The 20,435-nt window shown below is 38.7% G+C and carries 16 protein-coding genes and 5 pseudogenes; 14 read left to right on the forward strand and 7 right to left on the reverse strand.

Annotation, left to right across the window (positions count from 1 at the left end; translation table 11 throughout):
• The first annotated feature begins 46 nt into the window (after positions 1–46).
• The 13 genes and pseudogenes from ACLKMH_RS12725 to ACLKMH_RS12785 all read left to right on the forward strand — a co-directional run bounded on the left by ACLKMH_RS12725 (position 47) and on the right by ACLKMH_RS12785 (position 11,451).
• Positions 47–1,385 (forward strand): annotated as a pseudogene (locus tag ACLKMH_RS12725) (aspartate aminotransferase family protein).
• A gap of 49 nt (positions 1,386–1,434) precedes the next feature.
• A pseudogene (locus tag ACLKMH_RS12730) lies at positions 1,435–2,930 on the forward strand (CoA-acylating methylmalonate-semialdehyde dehydrogenase).
• 590 nt (positions 2,931–3,520) lie between these two features.
• Positions 3,521–4,351 carry a cytosine permease gene (gene codB, locus ACLKMH_RS12735; RefSeq protein ID WP_413698511.1) on the forward strand — a complete coding sequence of 277 codons (831 nt, stop codon included), beginning with the start codon at positions 3,521–3,523 and terminating at the stop codon, positions 4,349–4,351.
• A gap of 28 nt (positions 4,352–4,379) precedes the next feature.
• The gene (locus tag ACLKMH_RS12740; protein ID WP_413698512.1) at positions 4,380–4,721 is read left to right on the forward strand and encodes a hypothetical protein; all 342 of its coding nucleotides are present in this window, start codon (positions 4,380–4,382) and stop codon (positions 4,719–4,721) included.
• Positions 4,722–4,725: 4 nt separating this feature from the next.
• The gene (locus ACLKMH_RS12745) at positions 4,726–5,904 is read left to right on the forward strand and encodes a PucR family transcriptional regulator (RefSeq protein ID WP_413698513.1); all 1,179 of its coding nucleotides are present in this window, start codon (positions 4,726–4,728) and stop codon (positions 5,902–5,904) included.
• A gap of 25 nt (positions 5,905–5,929) precedes the next feature.
• Positions 5,930–7,177, forward strand: coding sequence for a cytosine deaminase (gene codA / locus ACLKMH_RS12750; protein ID WP_413698514.1), 1,248 nt, complete (start codon positions 5,930–5,932; stop codon positions 7,175–7,177).
• Positions 7,178–7,355: 178 nt separating this feature from the next.
• Positions 7,356–7,796 (forward strand): extracellular solute-binding protein, encoded by a 441-nt coding sequence (locus tag ACLKMH_RS12755; protein WP_413698515.1) that lies wholly within the window; start codon positions 7,356–7,358, stop codon positions 7,794–7,796.
• A gap of 147 nt (positions 7,797–7,943) precedes the next feature.
• Positions 7,944–8,222, forward strand: a complete 279-nt coding sequence (locus tag ACLKMH_RS12760) for an extracellular solute-binding protein (protein ID WP_413698516.1) — start codon at positions 7,944–7,946, stop codon at positions 8,220–8,222.
• Between the two features lie 295 nt (positions 8,223–8,517).
• Positions 8,518–9,636: an ABC transporter ATP-binding protein gene (locus ACLKMH_RS12765; RefSeq protein ID WP_413698517.1), complete on the forward strand. Its 1,119-nt coding sequence runs from the start codon at positions 8,518–8,520 to the stop codon at positions 9,634–9,636.
• Positions 9,633–9,890 carry a hypothetical protein gene (locus tag ACLKMH_RS12770; RefSeq protein WP_413698518.1) on the forward strand — a complete coding sequence of 86 codons (258 nt, stop codon included), beginning with the start codon at positions 9,633–9,635 and terminating at the stop codon, positions 9,888–9,890. The genes ACLKMH_RS12765 and ACLKMH_RS12770 overlap by 4 nt, the downstream gene beginning before the upstream one ends.
• Before the next feature lie 129 nt (positions 9,891–10,019).
• The gene (locus ACLKMH_RS12775; RefSeq protein WP_413698519.1) at positions 10,020–10,193 is read left to right on the forward strand and encodes a hypothetical protein; all 174 of its coding nucleotides are present in this window, start codon (positions 10,020–10,022) and stop codon (positions 10,191–10,193) included.
• The gene (locus ACLKMH_RS12780) at positions 10,159–10,515 is read left to right on the forward strand and encodes an ABC transporter permease (protein ID WP_413698520.1); all 357 of its coding nucleotides are present in this window, start codon (positions 10,159–10,161) and stop codon (positions 10,513–10,515) included. The genes ACLKMH_RS12775 and ACLKMH_RS12780 overlap by 35 nt, the downstream gene beginning before the upstream one ends.
• A gap of 183 nt (positions 10,516–10,698) precedes the next feature.
• Complete coding sequence (locus ACLKMH_RS12785) at positions 10,699–11,451, forward strand: ABC transporter permease (RefSeq protein WP_413698521.1); 753 nt, start codon at positions 10,699–10,701, stop codon at positions 11,449–11,451.
• 272 nt (positions 11,452–11,723) lie between these two features.
• Here ACLKMH_RS12785 and ACLKMH_RS12790 read toward each other — a convergent pair whose 3' ends face one another.
• The 7 genes and pseudogenes from ACLKMH_RS12790 to xylB form a co-directional block, all read right to left on the reverse strand.
• Positions 11,724–12,218 carry a peptide-methionine (S)-S-oxide reductase gene (locus tag ACLKMH_RS12790; protein ID WP_413698522.1) on the reverse strand — a complete coding sequence of 165 codons (495 nt, stop codon included), beginning with the start codon at positions 12,216–12,218 and terminating at the stop codon, positions 11,724–11,726.
• Positions 12,219–12,233: 15 nt separating this feature from the next.
• A complete protein-coding gene (locus ACLKMH_RS12795; protein ID WP_413698523.1) occupies positions 12,234–12,758 on the reverse strand; it encodes a biotin transporter BioY in 525 nt (174 codons plus the stop codon).
• Between the two features lie 22 nt (positions 12,759–12,780).
• Positions 12,781–13,407 (reverse strand): CbiQ family ECF transporter T component, encoded by a 627-nt coding sequence (locus tag ACLKMH_RS12800; RefSeq protein ID WP_413698524.1) that lies wholly within the window; start codon positions 13,405–13,407, stop codon positions 12,781–12,783.
• The gene (locus ACLKMH_RS12805) at positions 13,382–14,146 is read right to left on the reverse strand and encodes an energy-coupling factor ABC transporter ATP-binding protein (protein ID WP_413698525.1); all 765 of its coding nucleotides are present in this window, start codon (positions 14,144–14,146) and stop codon (positions 13,382–13,384) included. Before ACLKMH_RS12805 ends, ACLKMH_RS12800 begins: the two co-directional genes overlap by 26 nt.
• Before the next feature lie 278 nt (positions 14,147–14,424).
• Positions 14,425–16,420, reverse strand: a pseudogene (gene tkt, locus ACLKMH_RS12810) (transketolase).
• Positions 16,421–16,444: 24 nt separating this feature from the next.
• A pseudogene (gene tal, locus ACLKMH_RS12815) lies at positions 16,445–17,396 on the reverse strand (transaldolase).
• A gap of 48 nt (positions 17,397–17,444) precedes the next feature.
• Positions 17,445–18,897 (reverse strand): annotated as a pseudogene (gene xylB, locus ACLKMH_RS12820) (xylulokinase).
• 294 nt (positions 18,898–19,191) lie between these two features.
• On the opposite strand from xylB, the gene ACLKMH_RS12825 reads away from it, so the two are divergent.
• A complete protein-coding gene (locus tag ACLKMH_RS12825) occupies positions 19,192–20,397 on the forward strand; it encodes a XylR family transcriptional regulator (RefSeq protein ID WP_413698526.1) in 1,206 nt (401 codons plus the stop codon).
• The last annotated feature ends 38 nt before the right edge of the window (positions 20,398–20,435 follow it).

The raw sequence follows: 20,435 nt of genomic DNA on the forward strand, positions 1-20,435 counted from the left end.
ATACAAGGTTAACTACGTGTTTACCTTGTGTTTTATGAGGCGGAATATGAATAGTCAATTTACAAGTAATCAGCTAACCCAAAATCAACTTGATACACACTGGATGCCCTATACCGGTAATCGCGAGTTTAAAAAAGATCCGCGTATTATCACTTCTGCACAGGGTAAATATTATACCGATGCAGAGGGACGAAAAATATTTGATGGGCTATCTGGACTTTGGTGCTGTGGGTTAGGACACGGCCGAGAAGAAATTTCCGAGGCAGTTTACCAACAAATGAAGACCTTAGATTACTCACCAGGTTTTCAATTTGGTCATACTAAGTCATTTCAACTTGCTGAAAAAATTACAGATTTTATGCCACAGGGCCTTAATCGTGTTTTTTATACAGGATCGGGTTCTGAAGCGGTAGAAACTTCACTAAAAATGGCCAGAGGATATTGGCGTAAAAAAGGTTTAGCCAGTAAAACCAAGTTAATTGGCCGTGGCTTAGGTTATCACGGAGCCAATTTTGGTGGCATTTCAGTTGGTGGTATTGGTGGTAATAAAAGCTTATTTGGTCCTGCGGTCGAAACGGATCATTTACGCCATACTATGCTGTCTGAAAATCTTTTTAGTCAAGGACAACCTAAAGCAGGTGCTGAACTTGCTAACGAATTATTAGACCTTATTACCCTACATGATGCCTCTAATGTTGCCGCTGTTATTGTTGAGCCGTTATCTGGATCTGGCGGTGTTATTCCTCCACCAGTTGGTTATTTAAATCGCTTACGTGAAATTTGTGACGAAAATAATATTTTGCTTATTTTCGATGAAGTCATTTGTAGTTTTGGCCGAATGGGTTCAAATACAGGCGCAGAAGCCTTTGGCGTGACACCAGATATCATTAATGTCGCAAAACAATTAACCAATGGTTGTGTGCCGATGGGGGCAGTGATTGTTAAACAAGAAATTTATGATACGTTTATGGAGCATAGTGGTCCTGAATATATGATTGAATTTCCTCATGGTTACACCTATTCAGCTCATCCAATTGCCTGTCTCGCTGGTTTAGTCGCCTTAGATATTCTGCAACAAGAAAAACTTATCGAAAGAGTAAAAACGCTTAGCCCTTATTTTGAAAGTGCAGTACATAGCTTGAAAGGGTGCAAATATGTCAGCGACATCAGAAACTATGGTTTTGTCTGCTGGTTTTACCATTGAATCATTTCCAGGAGAGCCTGCTTTAAGACCTTATCAAATTGCTATGAAAATGTGGAAAAAAGGATTTTATGTGCGTTATGGCGGGGCGACTATACAGCTTGGTTTGCCTTTTACCTGCGAGAAAGAAGAGATAGATTCTTTGATTAATGCTTTAGGTGAAACATTCAACGAAATTGCTTAGAAATTATTTAAGCTTAATAAATTGGCGTGATCGCCATAGGGAGAGATTTATGACAGAAATAGTAGGCCATCTGATAGATGGGGAAATTGTAATTGATAATAATCGTAGCCAAGATGTGTTTGATCCTGCACTTGGCGAAGTCGCCACACAAGTCGCAATTGCATCAAAGGAAACAGTTGAGCTTGCGCTTGCTTCGGCACAAGCGACCTTTCCTGAATGGCGCAATACGCCTCCCTTAAAACGAGCTCGTATCATGTTTCGTTTTAAAGAGTTATTAGAAGAAAACAGAGACAAAATTTGTCGTTTGCTGGGTAAAGAGCACGGTAAAATTATGCATGATGCGGCTGGGTGAATTACAACGTGGTATAGAAAACGTGGAATATGCCTGTGGGGCGCCAGAGTTATTAAAAGGAGAACACAGTAGAAATGTTGGCCCTAACATTGACTCTTGGAGTGAGTTTCAACCTTTAGGGGTTGTTGCAGGTATTACACCTTTTAACTTCCCTGCTATGGTGCCAATGTGGATGTTCCCGTTAGCTATCGTATGCGGTAACTGTTTTATTTTAAAACCTTCGGAGCGTAATCCGAGTGCCACGCTGTATATCGCGCAATTATTACAGGAAGCTGGTTTACCAAAAGGTGTGTTAAATGTGGTTAATGGCGATAAAGAAACCGTTAATACACTATTAACCGATGAGCGTATTAAAGCCGTTAGTTTTGTTGGTTCAACACCGATTGCAGAAACTATTTATAGTACCGCAAGTGCTAATGGTAAACGCTGTCAAGCTTTAGGCGGTGCTAAAAACCACGCAATTATAATGCCCGATGCCGATATGGATAATGCCGTGAATCAACTTTTAGGTGCCGCATTTGGTTCATCAGGCGAACGCTGTATGGCTTTATCGGTTGCGGTTGCTGTGGGTGACCAGGTACGCCGATGCATTGATCGAAAAAATGAGCGTGGCGATGAAAGACCTAAGTGTGGGGGCTTTTGATGATAGCAGTAATGATTTTGGACCATTGATTAGCAAGCAACATCAAGAAAAGGTGATAGGGTTTATTGATAGTGCTGAGCAACAAGGTGCAAAAGTTGTTGTTGATGGTCGAGACATTAAGGTTGAAGGTTATGAGAAAGGATACTTTGTTGGTGCGACCTTAATTGATAATGTAATGGCTGATATGGACAGTTACAAAGCTGAAATATTTGGCCCAGTGTTACAGGTTATCCGCGTGGATACCATGCAACAAGCAATGCAACTGATTAACGATCACGAATACGGTAACGGTACTTGTATCTTTACGCGTGATGGTGAAGCCGCTCGTTATTTCTCTGATCATATCGAAGTTGGTATGGTTGGGATCAATGTTCCATTGCCTGTGCCAGTTGCTTACCATAGCTTTGGTGGATGGAAACGTTCCTTATTTGGTGATTTACATGCCTATGGGCCTGATGGTGTGCGTTTTTACACTAAACGTAAAAGCATTACACAACGCTGGCCATCAAGTGGTGTTCGCGAGGGCGCAAGTTTTGCTTTCCCTAGTTAAAAAATTGAAATATTAACCTTTTAATATTTTATGATAACGGTTTATCTGCGCAAAGCATTGCAATTGATAAGCCGTTATATTTTTCTAATTTACATCTAAAAAAATACAGCCTTCACTACCACTCCTCAGTACCACACCTCAGTCTTTGAACACTCTCTTTTAAAACTTTATGCCATCTTAATTGAGCTTTATATCTGGTAAATGGAAGCATTATATTTTTAATTACGCACCAATATAATGAGTTGGCTTGCCATGCTGGTGCGTATTAAATTGCACCGTATTTTTTGTGATTTTCTGCTTTAAATGAATTTGTGCGATTGGTACATTTTGTTGCTTGGTGAATGTTTACAATGCCAAGTTTTTAGTGTTGTTTTTAGGTATTTGATTAATGGCATAAATATTGACTGTTTTTACTCGTTACCCATTATCAATCAATATGCTTTGTTCAACTACTGGTTCGTACAACAGGGCAAAGCGAAATATTATTGGTAAAGGGAATAAAATCGGGGATTTTAATAAAAAGGAAATATTATGAGCAATTCAAATGACTATCCATTAAGTGCTGTTCCATCAGATCAAAGACGTGGGTTATGGTCTACGATGTCAGTTTTGTTAGGTTTTACTTTTTTACTTCAACCATGTGGGCAGGGGGCGCACTGGGGAATGCATTTAATTTCTATGAAATAATGGGCATCATTTTTGTTGGTAATGCTTTGTTAGGAATTTATGCTCTGCAGTCGCTTGCCTACGTTGCCAGTCAAACAGGCCTTAATACAGTATTACTTGGACGTTATAGCTTTGGCCAAAAAGGAAGTAAGCTTGCCGATGTTATCCTAGGTTTTACACAAATTGGCTGGTATGCCTGGGGTACCGCAACCATTGCGCTTATCCTAGTTAAATTACTTGAATTACCAGAGTCTTGGACGATGCCTTTGATGGTATTGTTTGGTTTTGGCTTTTGTATAACAGCTTCAATTGGTTATAAAGCATTAGAAATGTTGTCTAAATTTTCAGTCCCCGCGATGTTGTTTTTTATTGGTCTGACTTTCTATAAAGGCCTTGTTGATGTTGGTGGCATTGGTGAACTGATTGATCAAACTGCAGCTGGTGGGATGTCTGTGGTCGCCGCTATTACCCTTGTTTTTGGTACCTTTGTTAGTGGTGGCACGCAGGCGACTAATTGGAGTCGATTCGCTAAAACTGGAAAAATTGCGGTGATCAGTACACTTGTCGCATTCTTTATTGGTAATGGCCTAATGGTGTTTATCGGTGCTTTTGGTGTTTTAATTTATCAACAAGCTGATATTGTTGATGTACTTGTTGCACAAGGTTTTATGCTTGTTGCCGTGTTGATGTTGTTTGTTAATATTTGGACGACTCAAGATAATACCATTTATAACTTTGCCGCGAGCAGGTTGTAATATATTACGTACAGATAAAAGAAGGTTAGTGACCATTGTTGGTGCGGCTATCGGAACATTGATGGCTATTATGGGAATGTACAATATGCTCATTCCATTCCTTATTCTTCTTGGCACCTTTATTCCTCCAATTGGTGCGATTATCATGACTGATTACTGGGTTAAATATCGTGGTGATATGCCGGCTTTAGACAAGGTTGAGCTACCTGAATATAACATGATAGGTCTTAGTGCTTATGTTGTTGGCTCGGCCTGTGCTTACTTTTCACCATGGATTGCACCGCTTGTTGGTATTGCTGTCTCAGCACTTACTTATTCGCTGTTGTTATATGTAACCTCTCTCAAACCACAAGTTGCAAAAGGCGCATGATGCAATGATAAGAGTAGAATCCTTACCCCAAATTACCGGATTAGAACAAATTAAGTTACGTGCTGGCCAGCGTGGTGCACATAAAATTATTCGCTGGCCATACATCGCTGAAAACACCGATATCGAAAATTGGATAGAAGGTGGCGAACTTATCTTTGTGACTGGTTTGAACTATCGCTGGGAGGTTGAGGATTTTCGTTATTTAATTCGTACGGCAAAAAATAGAAATGCAAGTGGGATGGTCATATTAACAGCATCACCATATTTAGACGTCATTCCAAAGGAAGTTTTGCTAATGGCCGATGAATATGACTTCCCAGTTTTTGAGCAACCCTATTCGTTGCCAATGGTAAGAGTGACCGAGCTATTATCAAATGCCATTATGATGGCTCATCTTGAACAAAAGTCGACGCGCTGGTTAATGCAAAATTTGCTGGAAAATGACCAACCCTCGAGAATGACATTAATAAAAGCGACTGAGCTTGGAATAGATATAAACAGTTTGTTATCGGTTGCTGTTATTAAGCCATGCTTGAATCAAACGAGTGGTTTTGTTCGTTGTCAGTTTTTACTTAATAAATTTATTGCAGAACATGGCTGTGAGTTACCTTTAATTGAATATCACAACGGTTGGTTGCTTTGTATCCCTATTGCTGATGATTCAGTGAACCATATCTTTAAACGTTGGGAAAGGTTAGGTGAACAAATCAAAGGGCAAGGCATTAACTGTGATATTGGTATTAGTGAGACGAATGGATTAAAGCAATTTAGTGATGCGACTTCACAAGCGCACCAAAGTGCTGAGTTTTGTGCCACGAACCAAGGCTGTCAGGTCGTTCACTACAACAGTTTAGGCATCTCACAAATATTTACAAAAATTGATGATCGTAAGTTGCTTAAGGATTTTTGCAAACAGCACCTAGGTGATTTGTATGATTGTAGCGATAAGCAAAAGATTGTTTTAAAGGAAACCTTAGTGTGTTTCTTTGAAAATATGGGGCAACTAAGGCAAACAGCAAAGGCCCTCGATATTCATCGAAATACATTAAATAATCGATTACAAAAAATAGAAAGCTATACCCATTTAAGTTTAGATAATGCACAGCAAAGATTAAGTATTCAAACGGCGTTAGTAGCAGAACGCTTTGCTCTATCGAAGTTAACCGAGCTGTCACAGTTTTAAATAAATAACGTACTAGGAAGAATCAATGAAAATTATAAATGCTCGATTACGTGCAAGCCTTGGTTATTTTACCATTACCTGTAGCAACGGATTGTTTGAATCAATTACAGAGCAAAGTGGATTGATTGAATCCAGTGCAGAGGTTATTGATGCCAAAGGTAATCTGATGTGTGCACCTTTCGTCGAACCACATATTCATTTAGATGCAGTATTAACTGCTGGTGAACCTAAGTGGAATGCTAGTGGGACGCTTTTTGAAGGCATTGAGATCTGGGCAAAACGTAAAGTATTACTGAGTCATGAAGATGTACAAAAACGAGTATTAAAAACAGTAGAATTATTGGTTGAAAATGGTGTTCAACATGTTCGAACACATATCGATATTACTGATCCTGACCTAGTGGCATTAAAGGCTATCAATGCATTAAGAACAAAATTAGCCCCTTATATCGATCTGCAAATTGTGGCATTTCCACAGGAAGGCATTATGTCATTTCCAAAGGGAACTGAACTAATGGAGCAATCACTGCAACATGGCGTTGATGTTATTGGTGGCATTCCACACTTTGAATACACCCGAGAGTATGGTGTGCAATCCGTTGAATGGATCATGGATTTAGCTGAAAAACACAACAAGTTGGTGGATATCCATTGTGATGAAATCGACGATGAAGCATCTCGTTTTCTTGAAGTGTTAGCGACCGCTGCACTAGAGAAAAATATGGGAGAGCGAGTGACAGCAAGCCATACTACAGCGATGCATTCATATAATAATGCCTACTGTTATAAACTTTTCCGTTTATTAAAAAAATCAAAAATTAACTTTGTATCTTGCCCAACTGAAAGTATTCATCTGCAAGGGCGATTTGATACTTACCCTAAACGACGAGGCATTACACGGGTAAAAGAAATTCGCGATGCGGGTATGAATGTCTGTTTTGCTCAAGATTCTATTCAAGACCCATGGTATCCCGTTGGTAATGGAAAATTATTACGTGTTTTAGATTCAGGTTTGCATTCCTGCCATATGCTCGGACATGAAGACTTAATGACAGCACTTGATTTGATAACCATAAATGGTGCTAAGACATTAAACATCGCAGATCGTTATGGTATTGAAGTAGGCAAACCAGCCAACTTTATTATTGTAGAAGGTGGTGATGATGTTGAAGTTATTCAGAAGCAAGGTGAAGTTTTGTATTCTGTCAGAGAAGGAAAAATATTAATATCGCGTCAGCCTTACGTGTTAAATGAAAAGGTTAATTTAGTTTAAAACAGTTACCTTTAACATCTTGTTTTTTCATTTTAAGTTTAGGTATACTTTATTTTTTCATTAATGTTACTGTTGTAATGATTTTGCAACAAACACTACTTATATTTATTTGCTTACGGATGGAACTCACTTTTTAAACTCAACTCAACTCAATTCAACTAAAACTATGGAGAGAATAATGCATATTTCAAAATGTAGGTCATTATTAGCGGTAGGTTTTGGCCTTTGTGTCACGGCTCAATCAGTCAATGCTGAAACATTACGTTTATTAACTTGGGGTGGTTATGCACCTAAAGAAGTTGTTGATATGTTTAAAGCTGAAACAGGTATCGATGTTGAAGTAACAAAATCAAATAACGAAGATATGATAGCGAAACTAGCGACGACTCGTGGTGGTGGTTTTGACCTAGTACAACCTAGCCAAGATAGAATCGCTAGCGCACATGCCGAGTTTAATATTTATAAACCCATTGATTTGTCTCAGATAGATAAAAGTTTGTTTGTTGCTAGCATGCTTGATGCGACAATGAAATCTTCTATGTATGAAGGAAAAGCCTACGGGGTTCCACATGTTTGGGGGACCTCTGGACTTATCGTGAATTCCGAAAAAGTCTGCTGATGTAACGGATTACAGTGATTTATGTAATGATGCTTATAGCGGAAAAGTTACCTATCGTTTAAAACGTCCTACCTTAATCGCCTTCGCTTTCTCTATGGGATTAGACCCCTTGTCGCTTACGATGATGTGGCTGAATATGAAAAAATCATGATGCAAGTTGAAGAAAAATTAACTGCCTGTAAAGCGAATGTGAAAGCTTATTGGACAGGTGGCGATGCAATGAAAAACCTAATGCGTAGTGGCGAAACAGTGGCGGCTATGGCTTGGGATGCAGGCGGTTGGCAACTAAACGATGATAATAAAGCAATCAATTTTATTGCGCCTAAATCTGGTGCTTTAGGTTGGATTGATGCCTTTGCAATACCTCGTAAAAGTAAAAACGAAAGCCGTCGCATACAAATGGATAAACTTTGTAATGCAACCTAAAGTTGCTCGCTATGATCACGGATCTTGCTGGTAACTTTACTGCTTCTAAAGGCGCAGATGAATTCGTTAATGCTCCTTTACGCGCTAAATATCAAACAAGTTTTGATGCATGTTGCGGTTGATAACATCAAATGGTACCCACCGGTACCTGCAGGCCTAGAAATGATCGAAGGTAAAATCCTAGATCGTATTAAAGTCGCTAAATAACTTCAACTGTTAAGTTATTAATAACAAGACATAATCACGGTTATGTCTTGTTTCAGTTATTCAGTTTAAATTTAGTTTAGGAATAAATTTGCTCAAAGATATCGATTTTGATTTACAGTGCACTGATATTGTTAGAAAGTTTGATGACTTTACTGCGGTTGACCATGTCTCATTCGAAATACCAAGAGGCAGTTTCTTTTCTATTCTCGGTCCATCTGGTTGTGGTAAGACAACTTTATTGCGCATGCTTGCCGGTTTTGATGATCCCACATCTGGTGAAATCATCATTAAAGGTAAATCAATGGCGGGTGTTGCACCCAATAAACGCCCAGTAAATATGGTTTTCCAGCATCTTGCTCTTTTTCCAAACATGAATGTCGCTGAAAATATCGCTTATGGTTTACATCGACAAGGCATTAATAAAGTTGAGATAAAACAAAGAGTGGAACAAGTACTAGCGCGGGTTAATCTTGCTGGTAGTGGTAATAAAAAAATATCGCAATTATCAGGTGGGCAAAAACAACGTATTGCCATCGCAAGATGCCTAGTATTAAATCCGGATGTATTATTGCTGGATGAGCCCTTAGGTGCCTTAGATCTGAATTTACGTGAACACATGAAAGTTGAATTAAAAAAACTTCAGCAAGAATTCGAAACTACCTTTGTATATATCACCCATGATCAATCCGAAGCATTGGTGATGAGTGATCAAGTTGCCGTTATGAACCATGGGAAATTTCAACAGGTAGGCGATCCACAACAGTTATATTATGAGCCAGAAAATGCATTTGTAGCGGGCTTTGTTGGTGATAGCAATACTTGGTCTGCTCAAGTTATCGATATTTTACCCGATGCTTTAAAAGTAAAAACAACAACGGGATTAACCTTATACACAAGTAAAATTGACGATAAAGTGTTGGTAATAGGCTCACAAGTAGAAGTGTTTATTCGCCCTGAGGCTGTTTATATTGGTCAAAATTCAAATCAAGATCAGCAACATAATCACTTAAATATTAAGATTAATAATATTTTATTTGATGGTGCTAATAGTCAACTATTGGTCGAAGAATTAACCAGTGGTGAAGAAATAAAAGTCAAATTGCCACAAACATCAGAATTTATGCATTTACAAAAAGGCGATAAATTACAAATCTCATTTGCAGTCAAACAAGTTAAAACCTTTTTAAAAGTGCCTGAAATCTCATGAAAATGACAGCAAAAAAACACTCTCGAACATCACTTAAATTAGGCTTATTGCTATTACTTTGTCCTATTTTATTGTGGTTAGTGTTATTAGTGATTTTGCCACAATTAACCATGTTAAATATTTCCCTGCAAGAGCGAGTCGCTCCACGTGTTTATGAATATGGTTTTAGTCATTTTATTGCATTTTTTACTGAGCCATTATATTGGAACACTTTTTACGCACGACTGTTATGTCAATCATTGCCACCTTATTAACCCTTATAATTGCCTTTCCAATTTCATATTACATTGCAAAAATGTTAAGAGGCCGAGCAAAAGGTTTATTACTAGTAATGTGTTTGATCCCTTTTTGGGTCAGTGAATTAGTCGAGAACCTATGGCTGGATGATTTTATTACGTGAAAGTGGTGTGATAAGCACTTTTCTTCAATATATCGGCTTAATAGATGGCCCGATTGAGTTCCTTTATACCGACGCCACTATTATGTTGGGCTTAGTTTATAGCGAGCATGTTGTTTATGGTAGTGCCATTAACATCAACCTTAGACAGTCTCGATGATAGTTATATTGAAGCGGGATATGACCTAGGAGGAAATGGTTTTTCTGTTTTTTGGCAGATCGTTGTGCCCCATGCAAAACCTGCCATTGTATCGGGTTGTATTGTGGTATTCATGCTTACGCTTGGTAATTATTTAACCCCGATTTTACTCGGAGGCAAATCAAGTCTGTGGTTTACAGAGCAAATCTTTACCCAATTTATTACCCGTTTTAACTGGCAACAGGGCTCAGCATTTGGCGTGTTATTATTAACTATCTCCTCATTAATTGTTTGGCTTGGCTTAAAACTCACTGGTCAATCATTCAGTAAAGTGATGTCATAGTTAAGTCTTAGAAGAGCAGGAGAGCTTTATGATCCCATCAATACCTCAGTCCAGATTATTTAAATCAAGTTTTAAAATATATGCGCTTGTATTTTTTACTTTTCTAATGGCGCCACTATTGGTTGTTGCAGTGTTTGCATTTAATGACAGCATGTTCCCGTCGTTACCTTGGAATGGCTTTACTTGGGATTGGTTTTTTCAAAAGTAGAACCTAAATTAGGTTTATTTCATGATCGTCAGTTATATCAATCAGTGGGTACGAGTTTTTTAGTCGCCTGTTGTACAACTGTTTTAGCGGTATCATTAGCGGTCAATAATGCGTTTTTATTTGAACGTAAAACATTTCCCGGAAAAAATATTTTATACATCTTAATGTTGTTACCTCTCGTCATTCCCGGTGTTATTTTGGGGGTGTCGATTTTAATCATGAGTTCTACTATTGCTAATTACTTTGATGAAGTTTGGGCAATTGATATCGAGTTATTAAGGCCAGGACTGGCATTGGTGGTGATAGGGCAGTTTGCCTTTATTACCACTATTTGTACTTTGATTGTGGCGGCTAGATTACGCAATTTCGATTTAAGCCTTGAAGAAGCGGCATTAAGTTTAGGGGCAACAAAGTTTGAAGCGATAAGAACCATCACCATTCCTTATCTGCTACCCGCTATTATTGGATCTTCAGTGATAAGCTTTCTAATGTCCTTTGAAAACTTTAATACCACTTTAATGTTAGTTGGCTCAGACAGCCCGATAACCATTACCCTTTACGATCGCCTACGCGAAGGCGCAACACCTGTTGTAAATGCGGTGTCATTATTGCTCATGCTAGTGAGTATCTTGTTAGCGTTAGTTAATTATTTCTTTAAAGGGAAATCTCTTCGCTTAATTAAGATTATTGGTAACTATTTAGCACTCTTTCAAAAAAGAAATTTTTAATAAATTAGGCTGTAAATGCTCAAGGCTAAGCAATTTATGATTAGTTCAAGGCGGAAAAGCGCAGTTTAGTAGTTTAAAGACTCCGTACGTCCTGTACTTCGCCCTGCGGGCCATCCTGTGGATGTTCAAATTCATTCCCGATGAATTTGTGAGCATTTTCCAACGATGACAAATATGTCTGGAACATATTTGCATAGCTTTAGCTAGTCGCGTAGCGATGAAGTACACGGATGTACTTCATAAATAAGCTTAAATAGCTACGGCCTGAGTAATTACGATTTTTGTTTATATTTATGTAATAGTTTCTCTGGAATATGACAGTAATCATCAGGACAGCGGGTGAGGCGGTTTTGATGTTCATCGTCACTTTTTACATAGTTGGTTAAAGCTAATACTTCCACTACAATCTTGTCTGCATCTTCTCTGCTTTCAATAAATGCTTTAGCTTGTGTTAGGTGGTTTTTATCTTGGCTATAAACACCAGTTCGGTATTTCTCACCGGTGTCTTGGCCTTGTTTATTGATGCTATAAGGGTCGATGATTTCAAAAAAGAAAAGCATTAATTGTTCAATCGACACTAAATCAGGATCAAACACAGTTCGCACGCATTCTGAATAACCATCATAATCACCTAAAGTATTATCTGAAGTACCATTAGCTCGGCCAGCCTCAGTTTCTAAAACACCTGGTAAATGTTTGATATATTCCTGCACTCCCCACAGACAACCGCCTGCCAAGTAGATTTCCTGCGTGCTAACATCTTGCATAGTGATGCTCTCTATTTATGAACGTGATAAAAGACTCGCAGGACGAGACTTAGCAATGGCCGAGGTTAACAGGCCGGCAATAATCGTTTTGATAATGTCACCTGGAATAAATACTGTCATCAAGGTCGCAGACTCTAATAATGTTTTCTCTAACACGATTGCCATACCAACAATACCAAAGGCGTACATAACAATAATGCCACCGATAATAGAAGCAATGGTTGCCACTATCGCGATAGAAGCACTACGCCATTTTTCAACAATCAGTCCTGTCACAAAAGCACTTACTGGCCAGCCAATCAAGAAGCCTCCAGTGGTTGAGAAAAACAAACCTAAACCGCCACGCCCACCGGATAAAAGCGGTAAACCAATTGCCACTAAAAGCAAAAATAACAACACCGCAAGTGCACCTCGTTTAGCGCCTAATATGGTGCCACAAAGCATAATACCGAGGCCTTGTGCGGTAATTGGAACACCAAAGCTTAGTGTGATTTTAGGTATTAAGCCTAGCGTCGCAATGAGTGCTTGCAAATAATGCAATATAGGCGATTTTCTTTTCCATTTAAGGTTTCTCCGTTGTTGTCGTTGTTGTAGTTAGGCCACCGCGAGCGCGTAATGCTTCAGCAACATGATCAGCATCATCAAGCGCAAGTACGGTAAAAGGTAAAATAATTTTCCAGCCAAAACGGCGGTTAGTTCTGGCACGCCAAGCCCATGAAAGGCTTTGACCCTTAGAAATTAAAACAGGTGTCATGCGGATCACTAGGGCAATTGAAATTTCTAAGGCCTTAGTGTTGATACCAAAGCGTTGTAAGGGGCTTGCTAAAAAGCGCACCACATCAATCATATCTGAGAGTCTTGTTGTCATGGTAACCAAGTTTGCCAAAGCAACGGCTGATATTAAACGCATAAGGATTACTGCGCCTAACTGTATTTCATTTGTCCATAAATGCCAAACAGCGACAATTAAAATAAATGGCCATAATACCGTTAGGTGCTTGAAGCCACTTTTAAAAAATAGCATTCCTGGCAGAGCATACAAAGTGACAACAAAGACCAAAAAAAGACTATGGAAAATCAGGTTATCGATAAAAAACAATACCAGTGTTATCAGACACAAAAGTAGCAGTTTTAAACCCGCATTATAATGATGGGCGCCGGTTTCAATCGGAGAGGTGAGAGATATCATCGCTGTCTCCTATTTTATGCATTTGAGTTAAATAATCCGGTAAAACACTTTCAGGCTCACCGATTGCAACAATTTCACCGGCATCAATCCACAGTAATTGATCATAATTATTAAGATCATTGGGATCATGGCTGATATGAATTAATGCTCCAGGGAAAGTATCTAAATAACGTTGTAATTGTTTTTTAGTTGGAATGTCCAGCCCAGCAAAGGGTTCATCAAGAATAATTAAATTTGGTTTCATGGCAACTACGGCCATCAAACACAATAAATGTTTTTGACCCTGTGATAGCGTAGAAGTATGAATATCTTTCCAATGGGCTTTATCAAAACTTGCTAAGGTAACTAATGCATTTTCTTCTGCTGTTTTTTTCTTTTGGCCCATCTGGCGCAAACCAAATACGATCTCTTCTAATACAGTTGGAAAAATAATTTGATGATCGGGGTTTTGAAAAAGTAATCCAATCTCTTGTAATGCGGCTTTACGAGCTTTAAAAGGATTGATACCTGCGACTTCAACTCGTCCACTAGTAACATCGATTAACCCAGAAAGCACTCTTGATAACGTCGATTTTCCCGAACCATTTCGGCCAAGAATTCCCAGGCGTTTGACGTTAACAGATAAACAAACCTTATTTAAAATGACCTTGCCTTCTATATTTAAGCAAACGTCATCTAATTTGATATCCGTGCCTTGATAGTCATTTATTGGCTGTGTTTTTTTATACTGCGAATTCATACTTTTCGAAATACCTTTAGCACGTTATGAGCGATTTTATGCTTAGTTTTATTTAAGAGACAAAAATAGTCGCAGTAAGATAGCAATATTTTAGGTTTTATTGAACGTATTTAAAGAATAATCGCAGTAAAACAGTTGGATGTTTTTGAGTTTGTTGCTTTGTTTCGTCAAAGTAACCTCGTTCTGCGTGGAAATGCATAGAAACAAGGTGTACCGTAAGATAAGTATGAATTCCCACGGAGGCCGTGGGAACTAGATTTTGGAAAGTGGGTTTAGGTCTATTCCATCAGCGCATTTGCATTTTCTAAAATGTTGTCGATGGTAAAACCAAACATTTCAAAAAGTTGTTCTGCGGGGGCTGATTCGCCAAAGGTTGCCATGCCAATCACTTTCCCTTTTAAGCCAACGTATTTATACCAATAATCAGCGATGCCAGCTTCAATGGCAATTCGTGCGTTGATATCATTTGGTAAAACACTGTCACGGTAAGCTACGCTTTGTTTGTCAAATACATCCGTTGAAGGCATGGAAACAACACGTACTTTTTTACCTTGCTCTGTCAGTTTTGTAGCCGCTTGCATGGCAAGTTCGACTTCAGATCCTGTGGCAATCAAAATGAGCTGTGGGTTACCAACACAATCACTCAGAATATATCCACCTTTATTAATGTTAGAAAGCTGTTCGCTATCGCGCGATTGTTGGGCTAAATTTTGTCGTGAAAAAATCAATGCACAGGGACCATTTTTACGTTCTATGGCAAATTTCCACGCGACTGCGGTTTCGACCTGATCACAGGGGCGCCATGTACTCATATTTGGTGTTAGTCTCAGCGATGCAATTTGTTCAACAGGTTGATGAGTCGGGCCATCTTCACCTAAGCCGATTGAATCATGCGTGTAGACTTGAATATTTTGAATTTTCATTAATGCTCGCCATACGCATAGCATTACGCGCATATTCCATGAACATCAAGAAAGTAGCACCATAAGCAACGAAACCACTATGTAAAGCAATCCCATTCATAATAGCGGTCATACCGAATTCACGAACGCCATAATGAATATAATTTCCAGAGAAATCTTCACGACAGATTGATTTTGAACCAGACCATATAGTTAAATTTGAAGGAGCTAAATCAGCCGATCCTCCCATTAACTCAGGTAACATAGGGCCAAATGCTTGCAATGCATTTTGTGATGCTTTTCGTGAGGCAATATTAGCAGGGTTAGCTTGAAGGTTATTTATGATTTCGTTGCTTTTTTCTTGCCACTGCGCTGGCAGTAAACCTTTAAAACGACGTTCAAATTCCTCTGCAAGTGTTGGATAAACTGATCGGTAGGCTTGGAACTTTTCATTCCAAGCGCTTTCTTTATTAGCGCCTAATTGTTTTGCATCCCATTTTTCATAGATCTCTGTTGGGATCTGAAAAGGAGCATATTGCCAATCTAAAAATTCACGGGCGACAGTAATTTCTTCCTTTCCAAGTGGTGCGCCATGACAGTCATGAGAACCTGATTTATTAGGAGAACCAAAGCCAATAATGGTTTTAGTACAAATAAGAGTTGGCCTGTTTGTTTCAGCTTTAGCTAACTCGATAGCGCTATTAATCGCTTTGGTATCATGTCCATCAACGGGGGCTATAACATGCCAGCCATATGCTTCAAAACGTTTAGGTGTATCATCTGAAAACCAGCCTTCAACATGACCATCAATGGAAATGCCATTGTCGTCCCAAAAAACGATCAATTTACCAAGGCCAAGCGTGCCAGCAAGTGAACAGACTTCGTGAGAGATACCTTCCATAAGGCAACCATCACCCATAAACGCGTAGGTATGATGATTAACGATTTCATGATCAGGTTGATTAAATTGTTCTGCTAAAGAACGTTCAGCCATTGCCATTCCAACTGCGTTTGCAATGCCTTGTCCGAGCGGGCCGGTTGTCGTTTCAATACCTGGTGCATAACCAAATTCTGGGTGACCTGGTGTTTTGGAATGTAACTGACGGAAATTTTTTAACTCTTCAATGGGTAAGTCATAACCACTAAGATGCAATAAAGAATAGAGTAACATTGAACCGTGCCCGTTAGATAGGACAAAGCGATCTCTATCTGCCCAATGCGGGTTTTGTGGATTATGATTTAAATGACCTCGCCAAAGTACTTCAGCAATATCTGCCATGCCCATTGGCGCACCCGGATGACCTGAGTTTGCTTGTTGAACGGCATCCATACTGAGTGCGCGAATGGCATTTGCTAATTGATTTTGTTTCATGTGATTCCCCAATTTATTAAAAGTTTATAACTTTGCTTCAATCATGGTTTCAAGTTTGCCTTGATCGATAGCAAAATTACGTATGCCTTCAGCGAGCTTTTCTACGGCCATTGGGTCTTGATTATGTTCCCATAAAAACTGTGCATGAGTCATAGAGGTAGGGCGAGGTAACTTGATATCTGAAGGTGCTAACTTGCGCTTAACTTCACCTGTCGAACTCTCTAATTCTTGCAATAATTTTGGTGCGATAGTTAAACGGTCACAACCTGCAATTTCTAATATTTCTTCGATATTACGAAAACTCGCCCCCATCACAACCGTATCGTATTGATGATTTTTGTAGTAGTTATAGATTTTACTGACAGATAATACACCGGGATCTTCAAAGGCTTGAAAATCTCTTCCTTCCTTAGCCTTATGCCAATCCATAATTCGACCGACAAAAGGGGATATTAAGTATGCACCTGCTTCAGCACAAGCACGTGCTTGAGCAAAAGAGAATAACAATGTTAAATTACAATTTATGCCTTCTTTTTCTAAGATTTCAGCAAGCACGAATACCTTCCCAGGTAGAGGCTAGTTTGATTAAAATTCTATTATTGCCAATACCTGCATCGTTGTACATTTTTACTAATTGACGTGCTTTTTTGACACTTTTTTCCATATCATAGGAAAGACGAGCATCAACTTCAGTTGAGATTCGACCGGGGATTTCTTTTAAAATTTCTTTACCAATATTAACTGCAAGCATGTCGCAGGTATCAACCACCTGTTGCGCTTTACTATCACTGTTGTTTTTTGCATAAGCGATTGAGTCATCGATAATCTGTGAATACTTATTACTCTGCAGCGCCTGTAATATTAATGAAGGATTGGTAGTGGCATCTTGCGGTTGATATTTAATGATTGCTTCAAGATCACCAGTATCTGCAACAACCGTTGTCATAGCTTGTAATTGCTTTAATTTGTTAGTCATATTGTGTTATTTCCTACTTTGAATAAGATAATTAATTTCCAAGAATGATTAGAAAAGATCTTTTAATTGTTGATAAATTTTCTGAAACTTCTCACGTTTAAGTGCATAACTTTGGTGTTTTTGTTGATCAGGTAAGTGCATTTGAATTAATGCCGGAACAGGACAAACCTCAGAAATAATCGCTTCTTGATTAATGCCTAAATGAGCAAGCCTTGCAGCGCCTAATGCAGGGCCAACATCTCCACCTGCTCGGTAAGCAAGTTTCTTATTAAAAATATCAGCGAGCATTTGACGCCAATATTCACTACGAGTACCACCGCCAATTAAAGTGATTTCTTCTGGTTCAACGTCCGTTGCATGCAATGCATCTAATCCATCTGCTAATGCAAAGGCAACACCTTCTAAGACGGCTTTACCTAATTCTGCTCGTTTAGTTTCATGGGTTAAACCAAAGAACACACCCGTTGCATCCGGGTTATTATGTGGTGTACGTTCACCGGATAAATAGGGAAGAAAAATAACCTTAGAATCACTGCTAGCCTCATTTTCAATTTCTTTAATTAAGCTTGCAACATCTTTGGCGCCGGTTAATTCGGCAACCCAATTTAAACAGGAAGTCTGCACTTAAAATGACTGACATGGAATGCCATTTTGATGGTAGGGCATGACAAAAAGTATGTAATGCTGATTCTGGGTTAGCACGGAAACCATCACTAACCGCAAAATAAACACCGGAAGTACCTAAAGACAACATTGCTTGGCCTGGGTTAATAATGCCCACACCAATTGCGCCGGTCGCATTATCTCCAGCTCCTGCGATAACAGGAATACAAGGCATTCCCCATTGTTTAGCAATTGATTTGCTCAAATAACCAGTAATTTGATTGCCTTCATATAACTTAGGCATATGCTCACGTGTTAAACCTGTTGCCTGGAGTAACTCATCATTCCAGTCTCTGTTGTTAACGTCTAACCACATAGTGCCTGCCGCATCAGACATATCAGAGGCGTAGTTGCCTGTTAAGCGAAAGTTTAAATAATCTTTAGGTAATAACACCTTAGCTATTTTTTTAAAACAATCAGGTTCATGATTTTGTACCCATTTTAATTTTGGCGCAGTAAAACCCGGCATCATAATATTGCCTGTTATTTCTCTACTGTTTGTTACTAAGGCTTCTATTTCCAAACACTCTTGCGCGCAACGGCCATCATTCCATAAAATAGCGGGGCGCAGAACATTAGCTTCTGAGTCGAGTAGTGTTGCACCATGCATTTGCCCAGCGATAGCAAGACTTTGTACCTTGGATAAATCCAGTGTTTCAGCTAAAGCTTTAATGGCTTGATCGGTTGCTTTCCACCATGCTTCAGGATCCTGTTCTGACCATAAAGGTTGAGGGCGAGAAATCTCGATGGCAACAGTTTGTGTTCCCAAAATAACGTCATTTTTATCCAGTAAAATAACTTTTACACCGGAAGTGCCGAGGTCGATACCAATAAACATGTGCGATTCCTTTTTAATGAAATGAGGCATTGCTGTCTTATGAAAATTTTTTATTTATCTTGCCTGTATTTATAAATTCAACAATTACGTTTTTTAATAGTGCTTTTCCCTGATTTAGTGATTGAGTTATGGCTCACAGAATAAATCCTTAAAGTATCCTGCTGTTGTTTTGTGGAGCAAAAAAGTGACAAACTAAGTCTTCTTTGAAGCAGATTATTTTCAGATAAATGACATAAAGTGTTGTACTCAATCGTCATATTCAATTGTTAACATTGTCATTTCATATAAGCAAAGGTGTTATTCCATGAAAAAAATTACCGTATTACACTCTTATTTAATGCAAATAAAGCCTATGATCGTCAGGTAATAAAAGGTATTGGAGAGTATTTACAAGCAACTCAGTGTGACTGGGACATATTTTTTGAAGAGGACTTTTGCACACATTTAGCTAATATTGAACATTGGGATGGTGACGGCATTATTGCTGATTTAGATGATCCTGAAATAGAATCTTTATTATCTGATTTAGATATTCCAGTTATCGGAATTGGTGGTTCCTATGAAAAAGAAGTGGACTATCCCAAGCTACCTTATATTGCAACCGACAATGTTAATCTCGTTGAAATGGCGTTTAATCATCTAAGAGATAAAGGGTTAGAGAACTTTGCTTTTTATGGTTTACCTGAAAACCCATCAATGCGTTGGGCTCAAGAGCGTGAAAAAGCCTTTATAAATATTCTTGAACGAGAGCAATATCAGAATTCAATTTATAGCGGAAATATCACCACGGCTGAAACCTGGCAATATGATATGAATCGTTTGGCTGACTGGTTACAACGTTTACCAACACCTGTTGGTATTATTTCAGTTACAGATGCACGTGCCCGACATTTATTACAGGTATGTGATCACCTCAAATTAATGGTACCAGAGCAGGTTGCAATCATCGGCATTGATAATGAGGAACTGACTCGATATTTAACTCGTGTTTCCTTGAGCTCAGTTGGTCAGGGTGTAAGTCAATGGGTTATCGTCACTGCCAAAATGCTTCATCAACATTTATTAAAATTAGATAAAGAACCGCAACCCTTAGCAGAAGATGAAAGCCTACCACGTATTATAGTGCCTGCTTCAGAAGTGTTTGAACGACAAAGCAGTGACTTCCAAGCGGTCAAAGATCCGCATGTTATTCGTGCCATGCATTATATTCGAAACAATGCTTATAACGGTATTAAAGTTGATCAGGTATTAGATTATTTAAGGATTTCACGATCTAATTTAGAGTCACGCTTTAAAGATGAACGTGGCCACTCTGTACACCAAGAAATTCACAATGCTAAACTTAAACGCGCTTGCCAATTACTCATTTCTACGACTATTTCAATAGCAGAAATTCCTGATTTATGTGGATATCCATCACTACAATATATGTATACGGTATTTAAAAAGGATATGAAAATGACACCTAAAGAATTTAGAGTCAGAAATTTATTAGCTTAAATATCTCATTACGTTGCATTAAGTCGGTGAGTCACTTA

The sequence above is a fragment of the Psychromonas sp. KJ10-10 genome (assembly GCF_047323245.1).
In the GTDB taxonomy this organism is placed as follows: Bacteria; Pseudomonadota; Gammaproteobacteria; order Enterobacterales; family Psychromonadaceae; genus Psychromonas.